Genomic DNA, 16,225 nt, shown 5'->3' with positions numbered 1-16,225 from the left:
TCCACCTGAAGGAACCCGATTGAATGTGGGAGCGGGCTTGCTCGCGAAGGAGCCCGAACAAACACCACCTATCCCCAGATGAGCCCCGCTTGTCCGCGACATGATGTCCTTTCATATGCCATCTAAAACCCATTGGGTTAGAATGCGCTTCTTTTCTGCCCCCGATCCTTGAGGACCGCCATGTTCAGCCGTGATTTGACTATTGCCAAGTACGACGCCGATCTCTTTGCCGCCATGGAGCAAGAAGCTCAGCGCCAGGAAGAGCACATTGAGCTGATCGCTTCGGAAAACTACACCAGCCCCGCCGTGATGGAGGCTCAAGGTTCGGTTCTGACCAACAAGTACGCCGAAGGCTACCCGGGCAAGCGCTACTACGGCGGTTGCGAGTTCGTCGACATCGTTGAGCAACTGGCCATCGACCGCGCCAAGGAACTGTTCGGCGCCGATTACGCCAACGTCCAGCCACACGCCGGCTCCCAAGCCAACAGCGCCGTGTACCTGGCCCTGCTGCAAGCGGGCGACACCATCCTGGGCATGAGCCTGGCCCACGGCGGTCACCTGACCCACGGCGCCAGCGTTTCCTCCTCCGGCAAGCTGTACAACGCCGTTCAGTACGGCATCGACGGCAACGGCCTGATCGACTACGACGAAGTCGAGCGCCTGGCCGTTGAGCACAAGCCAAAAATGATCGTGGCCGGTTTCTCTGCCTACTCGCAGATCCTGGATTTCCCACGCTTCCGCGAAATCGCTGACAAGGTCGGCGCCTACCTGTTCGTCGACATGGCCCACGTGGCCGGTCTGGTCGCCGCTGGCGTCTACCCGAACCCGGTGCCGTTCGCTGACGTCGTGACCACCACCACCCACAAGACCCTGCGCGGTCCACGTGGCGGCCTGATCCTGGCTCGCGCCAACGCCGAGATCGAGAAGAAGCTGAACTCCGCGGTATTCCCGGGCGGCCAGGGTGGCCCGCTGGAGCACGTGATCGCCGCCAAAGCGATCTGCTTCAAGGAAGCCCTGCAGCCTGAGTTCAAGACCTACCAGCAGCAAGTGGTGAAAAACGCCAAGGCCATGGCCGGCGTGTTCATCGAGCGCGGTTTTGACGTGGTGTCCGGCGGTACTGAGAACCACCTGTTCCTGCTGTCGCTGATCAAGCAGGACATCTCCGGTAAAGACGCTGACGCCGCTCTGGGCAAAGCCTTCATCACCGTGAACAAGAACTCGGTACCGAACGACCCACGTTCGCCGTTCGTCACCTCCGGCCTGCGCTTCGGCACCCCGGCTGTGACCACTCGTGGCTTCAAGGAAGCAGAGTGCAAGGAACTGGCTGGCTGGATCTGCGACATCCTGGCTGACCTGAACAACGAAGCAGTGATTGATTCTGTTCGTGAGAAGGTCAAGGCCATCTGCAAGAAGCTGCCGGTATACGGCGCTTGATTGCAGTAGCTTGAACAAAAAGCCCGGCTCAAGAGCCGGGCTTTTTTATGCCTGAAAACGCTGCTTTCTCAATTTGAAATGACATCAAATGTGGGAGCGGGCTTGCTCGCGAAAGCGCCGTGTCAGTTGATGCATGGGCTGACTGATACACCGCTTTCGCGAGCAAGCCCGCTCCCACATTTTGACTGCGTTTCAAGTCAGGATTGGTAAACCCGCGCAAAGCCTTCGCGAATCTTCTCTTCCGGCAACTCGTCAGCAATAAACACAATCACACTTTCCCGCGCTTCGCCTTCGGCCCATTCGGTGTCCCAATCGAACCCGTAGAGCTTCAGCACGCCCTGGAACACCATGCGCCGGTCTTCCCCGGCAATGTTCAGCACGCCTTTGTAGCGCAGCAATTGCTTGCCGTGGTCTTCCAGCAGCTCGTTCATGAACTCGCTGAGTTTGTCGATATCCAGCGGCTGGTCAGTGCGCAGCACCAGGCTGGAAATACGGTCGATGGACGGCGCCTGGCTCACCGGGCGCAGGCTCATGCCAGCGTTGAGGTTGAAGCCGCGCACATCCAGCAGTTCGGCGAGGTCGATCTTGCCGTGTTCCACCACACGAATCGGCGCCCGGCGGTTGATACGAGTCAGGCGCTCGCTGAGGGCGTCGAAGGTGGCATCGTCCACCAGGTCGCGCTTGCTCACCAGCAGGCGGTCGGCAAACCCGATCTGCGCCTGGGCGATGGTCTGGGTCAGGTGGTGCTCGGCGTGGGCCGCGTCCACCAGGGCGATGATACCGTCGAGGATGTAGCGCTCGCGCAGTTCTTCATCGATGAAAAAGGTCTGGGCCACGGGGGCCGGGTCGGCCAGGCCGGTGCACTCGATCACCAGGCGGTCGAACGCGATCTCGCCGCTGTCCAGGCGCTCCAGCAACAGGTACAGGGCCTTGGTCAGGTCAGTGTGGATGGTGCAACACACACAGCCATTGGACAGGGTCATGACTTGCACCGGCTCGCTGCCCAGCAATTGGGTGTCGATACCGGCGTCGCTGAATTCATTTTCGATCACGGCGATTTTCAAGCCGTGCTCGGCCTTGAGCAGGTGACGCAACAAGGTGGTCTTGCCAGCGCCGAGGAAGCCGCTGAGGACGGTGACGGGAATGGGAGAGGACAAAGAATTCTCCTTGAAGAAACACAAAACAAATGTGGGAGCGGGCTTGCTCGCGAAAGCGGCGTGTCAGTCAGCACATGCATCACTGAAAGACCGCCTTCGCGAGCAAGCCCGCTCCCACAAGGGATCACCGCAGCCCGAACTACCGGGCTAGCAGCACTTGGGCCCACCCTTGCCGCCGTAACGGGCTTCCTGGCGTTCCCGGAAGAACGCCTTGTAGTCCATCATCGGTTTGTCCGGGTGTTTGGTTTGCATATGCTCGACGTAGGTGTCGTAGTCGGGCATGCCGACCATCAGGCGCGCGGCCTGACCGAGGTATTTACCGAGGCGACTGATGTCATTGAACATGATTGCAATCCTCTATCAAGCGTCCGGGATGGCCTGGTATGGCGCTTCTTTATCCGTACGTTCCTTTTTGCCCCAGGCAGCAATGCCGACCTTGAGCGCATAGAACAGGATGCTGAAGACCACGAACAGGAACAGCGCCGTCAGCGTTGCGTTGGTGTAGGCGTTCCAGATCACGTGTTGCATCTGGTCGATGCTCTTGGCCGGTGCGAGGATCTGGCCACCGGCCAGGGCATCGCTGTATTTCTTGGCCAGCGACAGGAAGCCGATCGCCGGGTTGGCGTCGAACAGCTTGATGAAGCCTGCGGTCACGGTGCAGATCAGCAGCCATACGGCTGGCAGCATGGTCACCCAGATGTAGCGCTGGCGTTTCATTTTGATCAGCACAACCGTGGCGAGCATCAGCGCGATACCGGCCAGCATCTGGTTGGAGATACCGAACAGCGGCCACAAGGTGTTGATGCCGCCCAGTGGGTCGATCACGCCCTGGTACAGCAGGTAACCCCACATCGCCACGCAACCTGCGGTGGCGATCAGGTTGGCCGTCCAGGACTCGGTACGCTTGAGCGCCGGCACGAAGGAGCCGAGCAAATCCTGCAGCATGAAGCGACCGGCACGGGTACCGGCGTCGACCGCAGTCAGGATGAACAGCGCTTCGAACAGGATCGCAAAGTGGTACCAGAACGCCATGGTGTTTTCACCCGGCAGGACGCTGTGCAGGATCTGCGCGATACCGACCGCCAGGGTTGGCGCACCACCGGCACGGGCCAGGATGGTGGACTCACCAATGTCATGGGCCACCGCCTGCAACGCTTCCGGGGTAATTGCAAAACCCCAGCTGCTGACGGTTTGCGCCACAGCCACCACGTCACCGCCGACAATCGCGGCCGGGCTGTTCATGGCGAAGTACACCCCTGGCTCGATCACCGAAGCGGCAACCATCGCCATGATGGCCACGAACGACTCCATCAACATGCCGCCGTAGCCGATGTAACGGGCGTGCCCTTCACTGGCCAGCAACTTGGGCGTGGTGCCCGAGGAGATCAGTGCGTGGAAACCCGAGACCGCGCCACAGGCGATGGTGATGAACAGGAACGGGAACAGGCCGCCCTTCCACACCGGGCCGGTGCCATCGATGAACTGGGTCAGCGCCGGCATTTTCAGGTCGGGCATGGTCACCAGGATGCCAATCGCCAGGGCGATGATGGTGCCGATTTTCAGGAACGTAGACAGGTAGTCCCGTGGTGCGAGGATCAGCCACACCGGCAACACGGCAGCCACGAAGCCATAACCCACCAGCATCCAGGTGATCTGGATGCCGGTGAAGCTGAAGGCCTTGGCCCACACCGGGTCAGCGGCAATCTGCCCGCCCAGCCAGATCGAACCCAGCAGCAACAGCACGCCGACAATCGAGATTTCACCGATGCGGCCCGGGCGGATGTAGCGCATGTAGATGCCCATGAACATCGCGATCGGGATGGTTGCCATCACCGTGAAGATGCCCCACGGGCTTTCGGCCAGGGCCTTGACCACGATCAGCGCCAGCACCGCGAGGATGATGATCATGATCAGGAAGCAGCCGAACAGCGCGATGGTCCCGGGCACACGGCCCATTTCTTCGCGGACCATGTCCCCCAGGGAACGGCCGTTGCGACGAGTGGACAGGAACAGGACCATGAAGTCCTGCACCGCCCCGGCCAGCACCACGCCGGCGATCAGCCACAACGTGCCGGGCAGGTAGCCCATCTGCGCAGCCAGTACCGGGCCGACCAAAGGCCCTGCGCCGGCGATTGCTGCGAAGTGGTGACCAAAAAGGATGTGTTTGTTGGTCGGCACATAGTCCAGACCGTCGTTGTTCAGCACAGCGGGGGTAGCCCGCAGTGGATCGAGCTGCATCACATGGTTAGCGATGAACAGACTGTAGTAACGGTAAGCAACCAGATAAATGGCCACTGCTGCGACCACGATCCACAAGGCGTTGATCGCCTCGCCGCGGCGCAAGGCCACTACGCCCAGGGCGCACGCTCCTACGATTGCCAGCAGCAGCCAGGGTAGATGGCGTAGCAGGCTATTATTATTTTTCATTTTTATATTCCAGCCAGGGTGGACAGAAAGACAGCCATCCCGAGTTTAGCGCTACTGGCCTTAAAGGCCACCCCCCTACGTTGGTCTAGAGCCTTGCCGGGGCAAAAAAAGCAGAAAAACCGCCCCATGATGGCGCACGGCTACAATTCCTTTATCCACAGAGGGTTTCACCATGAGCGAACAGCCTTCAGACCGACGCCGTTTCCGACGCATTGCCTTCGACGCCAGGACCGAGCTCACGCAAGACGGCCGTGTCTGGCCGGTGCAATTGGTAGATTTGTCGCTCAAGGGCTTGCTGGTGCAACGGCCGCAAGAATGGCACGGCCATCGCTACGAATCGTTCGATGTGGACATTCATCTCGACGCCGAGACCGACGTGAAGATGCAGGTGCGGCTGACCCACGACGATCATGGGCAGCTCGGCTTTGTGTGCGAACACATCGACCTCGACTCCATCAGCCACCTGCGGCGGATAATCGAGCTGAACCTCGGTGATCAGGCAGAGCTAGAGCGGGAATTCGCCGCCTTGCTGGAGATCTGAGCATGTGGGAGCTGGCTTGCCTGTGATGGCGGTGTGTCAGTTTGCATATCAATCAGCTGATACACCGCCATCGCGGGCAAGCCCGGCTCCCACAAGGGGGATGTGTGGCTGGCGACTATTCGAACAGGGCATCCAACGCCTGCTCCAGGCGCGTTACCCCGATCACTTGCAGCCCCGGTGGCATTTCTTTCGGCGCATTGCCCTTGGGCACGATGGCGCGCTTGAAGCCATGCTTGGCCGCTTCCTTCAGGCGCTCCTGGCCGCTGGGCACCGGGCGCACTTCACCCGACAGGCCCACTTCGCCAAACACCAGCAAGTCATGGGGCAACGGCCGGTTGCGCAGGCTGGACATCACCGCCGCCATCAACGCCAGGTCAGACGCGGTTTCCAGCACCTTGACCCCGCCCACCACGTTGAGGAACACGTCCTGGTCATGGGTGGGAATGCCGCCGTGGCGGTGCAATACCGCCAGCAACATCGCCAGCCGGTTCTGGTCCAGGCCCAGGGTGACACGACGCGGGTTGGCCAAGTGGCTGTCGTCCACCAGCGCCTGGACTTCCACCAGCATCGGTCGGGTGCCTTCCCACGTTGCCATCACCACACTGCCCGGGACTTCTTCCTGGGCGCGGGTAAGAAAAATCGCTGACGGGTTGGAGACTTCTTTCAAGCCCCGGTCAGTCATGGCGAACACACCCAACTCGTTGACCGCGCCAAAACGGTTCTTCACCGCCCGCAACAAACGCAACCGCCCGTCGGACTCGCCTTCGAAATACAGCACGGTGTCGACCATGTGTTCCAGCACCCGCGGGCCGGCCAGTGCGCCTTCTTTCGTCACGTGGCCCACCAGGAAAATCGCCGTGCCGCTCTGTTTCGCATAGCGCACCAGCAGCGCGGCACTTTCCCGCACCTGGGACACGCCACCCGGTGCCGATTGCAGTTGTTCGGTGAAAATCGTCTGGATCGAGTCGATCACCATCACCTTGGGCTTTTCCAGGCGCGCGGTGGCGATGATGCTTTCGATGCAGGTTTCGGTCATCACCCGCAGTTGGTCCTGAGGCAAGCCCAGGCGGCGCGCACGCATGGCCACCTGCTGCTGGGATTCTTCGCCGGTGACATACAACGCCGGCATGCGGCTGGCGATGCTGCACAGGGTTTGCAGCAGGATCGTGGATTTACCGATGCCCGGGTCACCGCCGATCAGTACCACCGAACCATCCACCAGGCCGCCGCCCAGCACCCGGTCCAGTTCACCGGAAGCGGTGGAGAAACGCGGGATTTCTTCGACGCTGACTTCGGCCAGGGTCTTGATCTGGGTTTGTTGCCCGGTCCAGCCGGAACGGCCACTGGGGGCCACGGCACCGCCGCTCTCGATCATTGTTTCGGTCAGGGTGTTCCACGCACCGCATTCCGTGCACTGGCCGGCCCACTTGGGAAAGGTCGCGCCGCACTCCGTGCAGCCATACATGCGCTTGGCCTTTGCCATTTGAGAACCTCCAACCGAAAAACCGCGATGATAGCTCAGCGCGGCGCCGGGGTACGGATTTCACCGCTGGCCAAACGTGAAGCGCTGTTACCGATCGGGTCTTCGGCATTCAGATCGGCGCCCTTGGCTTTCAGTTCATCCAGCAGTTCCACGCGCTTGAACAGCCCGGCATACATGGCCGCCGTTTGTCCGGCGCCGTTGCGCTGGTCGGGGTTGCAGTCGGTGGCGAGCAGGCGCTGGGCGATTTTCAGCTCACCCTTGAAGATCGCGCCCATCAAGGCGGTGTTGCCGCGTTTGTCCTGCACGCAGGCATCGGCGCCGGCGGCGAGCAATCGGTCCACGTAGGCACTTTCACCGTGATAGGCGGCGAGAATCAGCGCCGTGTAGCCTTTTTCATCCTGGGTGTTCAGCGAATAGCCGGATTCGATGAAGGTGTTGAGCATTTCCACGTCGCCACGGCGGGCGGCGTCGAAGTAGTAATCCTGCAGTTGTGCCTTAAGCGCGGCCGGGTCAGCTTGTTCGGCCAATACGCTGAACGACAAACACGCAAGGACAGCGCCTATAAAGATTCGCATGGCAAATTCTCAGTGATGTGCCACCTGTAGGAGCCGGCTTGCCGGCGATGGCGTACTTGTGGGCGCTATCGCCGGCAAGCCGGCTCCTACAGGGAGCGTGGGCGGTTAGTCGGTCAGCTTTTCGGCCAGTGCTTTGACGCGGGCCAGGTCGCCCTTGGCCACTTTGGTCACGCCAGTGCCGTACTCCGGATCCGCCTTGTAGAGGAACGACAGGATGATGTGCTTGCTCTCGTCATCGGTGGTGGCCAGGGAGCCGCCGAAGTTGTCGATCAAGTCCTGACGCTCTTTCTTGTTGAACGAGCGGTACAGGTCGCCGGCTTGCTTGAAGTTCTGCTCACGCTGGATCTTCGCTTGCTGGGTACTGCCCGACAGGGCCGACTGGCTGTACCGCGCGGTTTGCGGCTCTTCCCGTGGCAGCAGGCGGCTTGGCTGGTAGTTCACGCCAGTGGTGGTCTTGCCGAAATTCATCGCGCCGTCCTGGTTACCGTTGTTGACGGTCACCCGGGGTGCGTTGATCGGCAGTTGCAGGGCGTTTGGCCCCAGGCGGTACATTTGCGTATCGGCATAGGAGAACACCCGGCCTTGCAGCAGGCGGTCTTCCGACGGCTCGATGCCCGGCACCAGGTTGGCCGGCGCCATGGCGACTTGCTCGGTTTCCTGGAAGACGTTGGCCGGGTTGCGGTTCAGCACCATCTGCCCGACTTTGCGCTCCGGTACGTTTGGCCAGATCTTGGTAGCGTCCAGCGGGTCGAAATCAAACTTGGCCAAGTCCTCAGGTTTTAGCACTTGCACATACAAGTCCCACTTGGGGAAATCGCCCTTGTTAATGTGCGTGACCAAGTCATTGGTCATATGGCTGTAATCGCGGCCCTGGACTTCAACCACTTGTTTGGGATCGAGGTTCTTGATGCCTTGCAGGCTCTTCCAATGGAACTTGACGTAGTGCACTTCGCCCTTGGCGTTAATCAACTTGTAGGCATGTACACCGTTACCGTCCATTTCCCGGTAACTGGCTGGAGTACCGGAGTCCGAGTACAACTCGGTCAACGTACGAGTGGACTCCGGAACATGGGAGAAGAAGTCAAAGCGACGGGAATCATCGTCCAGGTTAGTGCGCGGATCGGGTTTAAAGGCGTGAACCATGTCCGGAAACTTGATCGCATCGCGAATAAAGAATGTCGGGAAGTTATTACCGACCAGGTCCCAATTACCTTCGGCGGTGTAGAACTTGGTGGCGAAGCCGCGCGGGTCACGCAGGGTTTCCGGCGAATGGTTGCCGTGAACGACCGCAGAGAAGCGCACAAATACCGGCGTGGCTTCGCCGGCGGCAAACACCTTGGCCTTGGTCAGGTCGCTGAGGTTATCGGTGACGGTGAAAGTACCGTGAGCGCCGGTGCCACGGGCGTGCACAACGCGCTCCGGAATACGCTCGCGATCAAAGCGCTGCAACTTCTGGATCAGTTGCACGTCTTGCAACAGGACCGGGCCATTCGCACCGGCGGTTTGCGAGTTTTGATTGTCACCGACCGCCGCGCCATTATCGCGCGTGAGGTTGGCGGCGTGTACGGACAGCGAAAGAAGACTGGCGCTCACTGCAAACAGCACCTGTCGCGCAGAAATAGGCCCGCGGCTAATAGGGTTTTTCATCGAGGTATCCTCTGGTTTTTTTAGTGCACATTGAGTTGTGCTTGCCAGAGGCTAGTGACCCGCGAGTCAGAAGATAAATAGAAAAGCCGTACCACCCCGATAAAGAAAATAGTGTGGTAACCCACTGAAATAGCGGGTATTCCGCGCGCGATTGGTGGCACTTTGCAAACTATTTGCGATTTAATGTGTCGATAAAAACGGACACTGTTAGCAGTTGTGTCGAGCAAGCCTCGCCACACTGTCTTACACTGGCTTCTACCTCCTCATCTGTAACAAGGAATAACCTATGGGCGTGTTAAGTGAGTTCAAGGCCTTCGCGGTCAAAGGTAATGTGGTCGACATGGCGGTCGGTATTATCATCGGCGCCGCCTTCGGCAAAATTGTTTCATCCTTTGTAGGCGACGTGGTGATGCCACCTATCGGCCTGTTGATCGGGGGTGTCGACTTCGGCGACCTGGCCGTAACGCTTAAAGCCGCCCAGGGCGATGCGCCGGCCGTCGTACTGGCGTACGGCAAGTTCATCCAGAGCGTGATCGACTTTGTGATCGTTGCGTTTGCGATCTTCATGGGCGTGAAGGCCATCAACCGCCTGAAGCGTGAAGAGGCCGTGGCACCTAGCCTGCCGCCGGTCCCGACCAAGGAAGAAGTGCTGCTGGGGGAGATCCGCGATCTGCTCAAGGCACAGAACAGCAGGCCCGAGTAAGCTCGGCAAAAAGTAAAGGCGCCTGCAGGGCGCCTTTGTTTTACCAGTAGTTTTCTACCGCGACCTGCCCCGGACGGCGGGTCAGGCTCAGTTGCATGTCGCGCTGTTTCAGCAACTGACGCGTGTCGTCGATCATCTGCGGGTTACCGCAAATCATCACCCTGGAATGCTCGGGGGTCAGCTCCACACCGGCGGCGCGTTCCAATTCACCGTTCTCGATCAAGGTGGTAATCCGACCGTTCAGCGCGCCCGGATGTTGCTCGCGGGTGACAATGGGAATGTAGGTGAGCTTGTGGGCGTATTCTGCCAGGTACTCACGTTCGCCCAGTTCATGGATCAACGACTGGTAAGCCAACTCCCTTGCTTCGCGGGCACTATAGACGAGGATAATCCGCTCGAATTTCTCCCACACTTCGAAGTCCTGCAGGATCGAGAGAAACGGCGCAATACCGGTCCCGGTGCCCAACAGCCACAGATCACGACCATCCACAAACCGGTCCAGGGTCAGAAAGCCCGTGGCCTGACGTTCCACCAGCAGGGTATCGCCCTCGCGCAGGCGGCTCAGCTCACTGGTGAACTCGCCACCCGGCACGACGATAGAGAAGAAATCCAGGTGCTCGTCAAAGGGCGAGGACACCACCGAATAAGCACGCCACACAATGCTGCCATCGGCCTTGGTCACCCCCAGGCGCACGAATTGCCCGGCGCAAAAGCGAAAGCCCGGGTCTCGGGTAGTACGCAGGGTAAACAGGCTGGGAGTCAGCGATTTCACGTCGAGCAGGGTCTGGCGGGTGTATTTTTCAGCACTGGCCGTCATGGGAAACTCCATTTGCAGAGGCCCCTAGTGTCCCCCAAAGCGCCGCCTGGAAACACCGATGGTTTGTGCTGGCATTGCCGCTGCCCATTGTGGCAACCGCTGGGCGGTACTAAATATTTGGCTATTAGTCGCCTTCCAACAAGCCATTAGATGAGGGAGTGTAACTAAATACTAACAAGGCGCATTTAGAGCAAGTTCTTAAAACTAATGGAAAAAAATCTTATCGAACGCCTGAAACCTGTACACCGTAGCCAGGTTGTACAAATGTTATTGGCCTAACGCCCGCTTGAACATAACCAAATTTTTATTCCGAGCTGTAGCCGTTGTCCTACACTATTTTTTCACGTTGTAACCGGGGGCCTTGGAAGTACCCCATGTAAAAACCGTTCGCATGGAGAGTTACCGATGGTCAACTGGCACAACACTCGCCTGCCCAAACTCGAAGGGGAAAGCGAAATAACCAGTATGTACGAAGCTGCCCTCAACCTTACCTACGAGCTTGGCTTCCAATACTGCGCATTCACCCTTAGTTCCCATCTACCCAACAACCAAACGAAAACTATCAACCTCAACAACTATTCCAATGAATGGAATACGCTGTACAGACAAGAGCACTACTTTGATCTCGACCCTGTGGTTGCGCATTGCAAACGCTCGGTTCTACCGATCGTATGGGACGAGAAAACCTTTTCTTCGGTACCGGACTTATGGGCCCATGCCCAGTCCAACGGACTGAATTTCGGATGGACCCAATCGGTTCATGACTTCCAGGGTGTTTTCAGCATGTTGAGCCTGGGGCGTGCCACCGGCCCAGTGGGCCCTGAAGAACTCTATGAAAAAGCCGGGCAAGTGCTCTGGATTTGCCACGCCATGCACGCGGTGGTGGCCAAAAAATACGCAGACAATCCCAGCCCGCAAGCGCCCAGCAAATTGACCCCGCGGGAAACCGAAATCCTGCAATGGTCGGCCTTGGGCAAGACCGCCTCGGACATCGCCACCATCCTGTGCCTGTCCGAACGCACGGTCGGCTTCCATATCAGCAGTGCGATGAAGAAACTGGGGGTCAGTAACAAGATTGCCGCAGTGATCACGGCAGTCAAATGCGGGTTGTTTTAAACACCGCATGTAATCCAGGGGAAAAAAACGTAACATTTGCGGCCAGTTCCGGGTGATGACGCGAGCCCCTGATGCGCCTCGCGTCGCCGCTCACCCCGATGGTTCGCTTACCCAGAGTCTCACCCGCCATGCCCCTGCTCGACAGCCCCTTCGCCCAACTCGACCTGATCCGTCAGCCAGAACAGCACAACGACCCGCTGCAAGCGTTTGACGCAGCCGATGAGTATTTGCTCAGCTACCTGGCGGAACAACAGCTGACGACGGCGACCCGCGTACTCGTGCTCAACGACAGTTTCGGCGCGCTGGCGGCCAGCCTCGAAGGGCATGTGCAGGTCACCTCCAGTGGTGACTCGTTCCTCGGCGCCCTGGGCCTGGAGAAAAACCTGGCGCGCAACGGCAAGGCTTTCGACGCGGTAACGTTCCTGCCCGCCAGCCAGACACCTGCCGGGCCGTTCGACCGCGTACTGATCCGCGTGCCGAAAACTCTGGCCCTGCTCGAAGAACAATTGATTCGCCTGCAAGGCCAACTGGCACCCGGCGCCGAAGTGATTGCCGGGGCGATGGTCAAGCACCTGCCACGGGCTGCCGGCGAACTGCTGGAGCGCTATGTCGGCCCGATGCACGCCTCACTGGCGGTAAAAAAGGCCCGATTGCTGATCGCCACCCTGGCCGATCGGCCACACGCCGTATCGCCCTACCCTACGCGCTACAGCCTGGAAACCCCGGCCATCGAACTGCTCAACCACGCCAACGTGTTCTGCCGCGAAGGCCTGGATATCGGCACCCGGGCCTTCCTGCCGCACCTGCCACAAAACCTGGGCGGCGCCCGCGTAGCCGACCTGGGTTGCGGTAATGGCGTCCTGGCGATTGCCAGCGCGCTGCAAAACCCCGAGGCGCAGTACACGCTGGTCGACGAGTCTTATATGGCGGTGCAATCGGCGGCCGAGAACTGGCGTGCGGCGCTGGGCGAACGTGACGTGCTGATTCGCCCCGGCGACGGCCTGGCCGATCAGGAAGCGCAGTCACTGGATGTGGTGCTGTGCAACCCGCCGTTCCACCAGCAGCAAGTGGTGGGAGACTTCCTCGCCTGGCGCATGTTCCAGCAAGCGCGGGAAGCGTTGGTGGTGGGCGGCGCCCTGTACATCGTCGGCAACCGTCACTTGGGTTATCACACCAAGTTGGCGCGGTTGTTCCGTGGCGTCGAGCAAGTGGCGACCACGCCGAAGTTCGTGGTCCTCAAGGCGCGCAAATAAAAAAGCCCTCCATAAAGGAGGGCAATAGTTACAACGGGATGTCAGTGGGTGGTCAGGCCCGCGGCATTCATGAACATGCGCATCAGGCTGGCCACCACGAACAGGGCCAGGACGCTGCCGGTCCAGATCATCGCCAGCCAGCCCAGGCGCTGCCAGAGCGGCTTTTTCTCGGCCTGTTCGATGTCGTGCAACGAAGGTTTGCCGGACATGAGTCAATCCTCCTAGTGATAACCGTCTTCGTGGGTGACCTTGCCGCGGAACACGTAGTAGCTCCAGAAGGTGTAGCCCAGGATGAACGGAATGATGAACAAGGTGCCCACCAGCATGAAGCCCTGGCTTTGCGGCGGTGCGGCGGCGTCCCAGATCGAAACTGACGGCGGGATGATGTTCGGCCACAGGCTGATCCCCAAGCCACTGTAGCCAAGGAAGATCAGCACCAGTGTCAGCAGAAACGGCGTGTAGTGCGCATTGCGGGCCACGGCGCGAATCAGGCCGTACATGGTCACCAACACCAGGATCGGCACCGGCAGGAACCAGAACAGGTTCGGCAGGGTGAACCAGCGCGAGGCGATTTCCGGGTGGGCCAGCGGCGTCCAGAGGCTGACGATACCGATCACCGCCAGCACCACGAAGGCCAGGGGCCGGGCCAGGTTGTGCATCTTCTCCTGCAAGCTGCCTTCGGTCTTCATGATCAGCCAGGTGCAGCCCAGCAGCGCATACGCCACGATCAGGGCCACGCCGCAGAACATCGTGAACGGCGTCAGCCAGTCCAGGGAGCCACCGGCAAACTGCCGGTCGACCACCGGGATGCCATCAATGAACGCCCCCAGCGCCACGCCCTGGAAGAACGTCGCTGCCAGCGAGCCGCCGATGAAGGCCTTGTCCCACAGGTGACGCTTGTCGTCCTTGGCCTTGAAGCGGAACTCAAACGCCACGCCGCGAAAGATCAGCCCGATCAGCATCAGCATCAGTGGCAGGTACAGCGCCGAGAGCACCACCGAATAGGCCAGCGGGAACGCGCCAAACAACGCCGCGCCGCCGAGTACCAGCCAGGTTTCGTTGCCGTCCCACACGGGGGCGACGGTGTTCATCATCACGTCACGGTCGGTCTTGCCCGGGATGAAAGGGAAGAGAATGCCGATCCCCAGGTCGAAGCCATCCATGACCACGTACATCATGATGCCGAAGATGATGATCACGGCCCAGATCAGCGGAAGATCAATACCCATGGCTCAGTTCCCCTTGTTCAAGGTGTCGCCGTGATCGGCATCGGCACTGTCATCAGCCGCCGACAACGGACGCGCCGGTGTGCGTTTCTGCCCAGGGCCACCGTGGGTGGGCTCGGTGCTTTCGTGGGTCACAGGCCCTTTGCGCACCAGGCGCATCATGTAGCCCAGGCCCGCGCCGAACAGCGCGAAGTACACCACCACAAACAACACCAACGTAATGCTCATCTGCGCAAAACTGTGGTTGGACGAAGCGTCTGCCGTGCGCATCAGCCCGTAGACCACCCACGGCTGACGGCCGATCTCGGTGGTGAACCAGCCGGCGAGAATCGCGATCAGGCCGGACGGGCCCATCCACAGCGCCAGGTACAGGAACGGCTTGGATGTGTACATTTTGTCGCCACGGCGCAGCCAGAGGCTGAACAGGCCGGTGAAGATCATCAGGAAGCCCAGGCCCACCATGACCCGGAACGACCAGAACACGATGGTCGAGTTGGGACGGTCCTCAGGCGGAAACTCCTTGAGGGCCGGCACCTGCTTGTCCAGGGAGTGGGTCAGGATCAGGCTGCCCAGGTACGGAATTTCTACTGCGAACTTGGTTTTTTCAGCCTTCATGTCCGGCCAGCCGAACAGGATCAGCGGCGTGGGCTCGTTGCCGATATTTTCCCAGTGGCCTTCAATCGCGGCGATCTTCGCCGGCTGATGCTTGAGGGTATTCAGGCCGTGGAAGTCACCGATGACCGCCTGGATCGGTGCAACGATCAGCGCCATCCACATTGCCATCGACAGCATGGTGCGGATCGCCGGGTTGTCCTTGCCGCGCAGCAAGTGCCAGGCCGCCGAGGAGCCGACGAAGAACGCGGTAGCGACGAACGCGGCCGTGGCCATGTGCATCAGGCGGTAGGGGAACGACGGGTTGAAGATCACGGCCAGCCAGTCGGTTGGAATCACCCGGCCATCAATGATTTCAAAGCCCTGTGGCGTCTGCATCCAGCTGTTGGAGGCAAGAATCCAGAAAGTCGAGATCAGCGTGCCGACGGCCACCATCACCGTGGCAAAGAAGTGCAGCTTGCGTCCGACCTTGTTCCAGCCGAACAGCATGACCCCAAGGAAGCCGGCTTCGAGGAAGAACGCCGTGAGCACCTCATAAGTCAGCAACGGCCCGGTGACGGCACCGGCGAAGTCCGAGAAGCGGCTCCAGTTGGTGCCGAACTGATAGGCCATGACCAGGCCGGAGACCACGCCCATGCCGAAGTTGACGGCAAAGATCTTCGACCAGAAATGGTAGAGGTCACGGTAGGTGTCGTTGTGGGTCTTGAGCCACAGGCCTTCCAGCACCGCAAGGTAACTGGCCAGGCCGATGGTGATGGCCGGGAACAGGATATGGAATGAGATGGTGAACGCGAATTGAATTCGGGCGAGATCTAGCGCCTCCAAACCGAACATAAGTCTTCCTCTGTCAGGTAATACCGAATGCTGGCTGGAGGCCTGCACCCACTGCCCCCACGGATATGGAGTGTGGCGAATTCAAATTCGTTTCTTTTTATAACCAACCACGCAGGGATTCTGGCCTTGCGGCCGCCAGAGCAATCCCGGCAAAGGTTTTGATCTGGATCAAGCATTGCTGAAAGAGTAGTCCCATTTTCGCGAGAGCAAGGCGTGGTCTTTTGCCGCGTGACAGGTTGCCTCAGTGGTCACTGGGTGTTGTCTTTGGTGAGATTGGGCGTGTTTTGGGTGTATATCCGTTATTTGGGTGATGGCTGGTATTGGTTCCGCTCTTACAGCGGCTCACTTTTGAACAGCGCAAAAGTAAGCAAAACGCTCTTGCCCCACCACTCGGCACCTC

Annotated in this window: 15 protein-coding genes; 5 read left to right on the top strand and 10 right to left on the bottom strand. The window is 59.7% G+C overall.

Translation table 11 applies throughout. The features are described from left to right. Nucleotides 1-180 precede the first annotated feature (180 nt). A complete protein-coding gene (glyA, locus tag HX817_RS10435) occupies nucleotides 181-1,434 on the top strand; it encodes a serine hydroxymethyltransferase (protein WP_003215829.1) in 1,254 nt (417 codons plus the stop codon). Between the two features lie 197 nt (nucleotides 1,435-1,631). On the opposite strand, the gene yjiA is transcribed toward glyA, so the two are convergent. The 3 genes from yjiA to HX817_RS10420 all read right to left on the bottom strand — a co-directional run bounded on the left by yjiA (nucleotide 1,632) and on the right by HX817_RS10420 (nucleotide 5,018). After that, on the bottom strand, nucleotides 1,632-2,591 hold the full coding sequence (gene yjiA, locus HX817_RS10430) for a GTPase (RefSeq protein WP_177040199.1): 960 nt from the start codon (nucleotides 2,589-2,591) through the stop codon (nucleotides 1,632-1,634). Between the two features lie 147 nt (nucleotides 2,592-2,738). Further along, complete coding sequence (locus HX817_RS10425; protein ID WP_003176208.1) at nucleotides 2,739-2,936, bottom strand: YbdD/YjiX family protein; 198 nt, start codon at nucleotides 2,934-2,936, stop codon at nucleotides 2,739-2,741. Nucleotides 2,937-2,951: 15 nt separating this feature from the next. After that, nucleotides 2,952-5,018: a carbon starvation CstA family protein gene (locus HX817_RS10420; protein WP_003215826.1), complete on the bottom strand. Its 2,067-nt coding sequence runs from the start codon at nucleotides 5,016-5,018 to the stop codon at nucleotides 2,952-2,954. Nucleotides 5,019-5,190: 172 nt separating this feature from the next. Here HX817_RS10420 and HX817_RS10415 point away from each other — a divergent pair, with 172 nt between their 5' ends. Continuing rightward, the gene (locus HX817_RS10415) at nucleotides 5,191-5,559 is read left to right on the top strand and encodes a PilZ domain-containing protein (protein ID WP_177040198.1); all 369 of its coding nucleotides are present in this window, start codon (nucleotides 5,191-5,193) and stop codon (nucleotides 5,557-5,559) included. 115 nt (nucleotides 5,560-5,674) lie between these two features. Here the strand turns inward: HX817_RS10415 and radA are convergent, their stop codons facing one another. The 3 genes from radA to katB form a co-directional block, all read right to left on the bottom strand. Beyond that, the gene (radA, locus tag HX817_RS10410) at nucleotides 5,675-7,042 is read right to left on the bottom strand and encodes a DNA repair protein RadA (protein WP_003215821.1); all 1,368 of its coding nucleotides are present in this window, start codon (nucleotides 7,040-7,042) and stop codon (nucleotides 5,675-5,677) included. Nucleotides 7,043-7,077: 35 nt separating this feature from the next. After that, nucleotides 7,078-7,617: an ankyrin repeat domain-containing protein gene (locus HX817_RS10405; RefSeq protein WP_008432819.1), complete on the bottom strand. Its 540-nt coding sequence runs from the start codon at nucleotides 7,615-7,617 to the stop codon at nucleotides 7,078-7,080. 105 nt (nucleotides 7,618-7,722) lie between these two features. Continuing rightward, a complete protein-coding gene (katB, locus tag HX817_RS10400) occupies nucleotides 7,723-9,264 on the bottom strand; it encodes a catalase KatB (RefSeq protein ID WP_177040197.1) in 1,542 nt (513 codons plus the stop codon). A 286-nt stretch (nucleotides 9,265-9,550) separates the two neighbouring features. On the opposite strand from katB, the gene mscL reads away from it, so the two are divergent. Next, entirely contained in the window at nucleotides 9,551-9,967 is a 417-nt protein-coding gene (mscL, locus tag HX817_RS10395; RefSeq protein ID WP_087695253.1) for a large-conductance mechanosensitive channel protein MscL, read from the top strand. Nucleotides 9,968-10,007: 40 nt separating this feature from the next. On the opposite strand, the gene HX817_RS10390 is transcribed toward mscL, so the two are convergent. Further along, entirely contained in the window at nucleotides 10,008-10,784 is a 777-nt protein-coding gene (locus HX817_RS10390) for a ferredoxin--NADP reductase (RefSeq protein ID WP_177040196.1), read from the bottom strand. A gap of 405 nt (nucleotides 10,785-11,189) precedes the next feature. Here HX817_RS10390 and HX817_RS10385 point away from each other — a divergent pair, with 405 nt between their 5' ends. After that, nucleotides 11,190-11,900 carry a LuxR family transcriptional regulator gene (locus HX817_RS10385; protein WP_003215813.1) on the top strand — a complete coding sequence of 237 codons (711 nt, stop codon included), beginning with the start codon at nucleotides 11,190-11,192 and terminating at the stop codon, nucleotides 11,898-11,900. Nucleotides 11,901-12,028: 128 nt separating this feature from the next. After that, nucleotides 12,029-13,153, top strand: coding sequence for a methyltransferase (locus HX817_RS10380; protein ID WP_177040195.1), 1,125 nt, complete (start codon nucleotides 12,029-12,031; stop codon nucleotides 13,151-13,153). A 41-nt stretch (nucleotides 13,154-13,194) separates the two neighbouring features. Here HX817_RS10380 and HX817_RS10375 read toward each other — a convergent pair whose 3' ends face one another. The 3 genes from HX817_RS10375 to HX817_RS10365 are packed head-to-tail and all read right to left on the bottom strand — an operon-like array spanning nucleotide 13,195 to nucleotide 15,825. Continuing rightward, the gene (locus HX817_RS10375; protein ID WP_003215809.1) at nucleotides 13,195-13,362 is read right to left on the bottom strand and encodes a DUF2474 domain-containing protein; all 168 of its coding nucleotides are present in this window, start codon (nucleotides 13,360-13,362) and stop codon (nucleotides 13,195-13,197) included. Between the two features lie 12 nt (nucleotides 13,363-13,374). Then, nucleotides 13,375-14,382 carry a cytochrome d ubiquinol oxidase subunit II gene (gene cydB / locus HX817_RS10370; RefSeq protein ID WP_008432810.1) on the bottom strand — a complete coding sequence of 336 codons (1,008 nt, stop codon included), beginning with the start codon at nucleotides 14,380-14,382 and terminating at the stop codon, nucleotides 13,375-13,377. Nucleotides 14,383-14,385: 3 nt separating this feature from the next. Beyond that, nucleotides 14,386-15,825, bottom strand: a complete 1,440-nt coding sequence (locus HX817_RS10365) for a cytochrome ubiquinol oxidase subunit I (RefSeq protein ID WP_008432808.1) — start codon at nucleotides 15,823-15,825, stop codon at nucleotides 14,386-14,388. Nucleotides 15,826-16,225: the final 400 nt, after the last annotated feature.

Source organism: Pseudomonas sp. C6002 (assembly GCF_013385805.1).
In the GTDB taxonomy this organism is placed as follows: domain Bacteria; phylum Pseudomonadota; class Gammaproteobacteria; order Pseudomonadales; family Pseudomonadaceae; genus Aquipseudomonas.
This window is presented reverse-complemented; position numbering and strand designations above follow the sequence as displayed.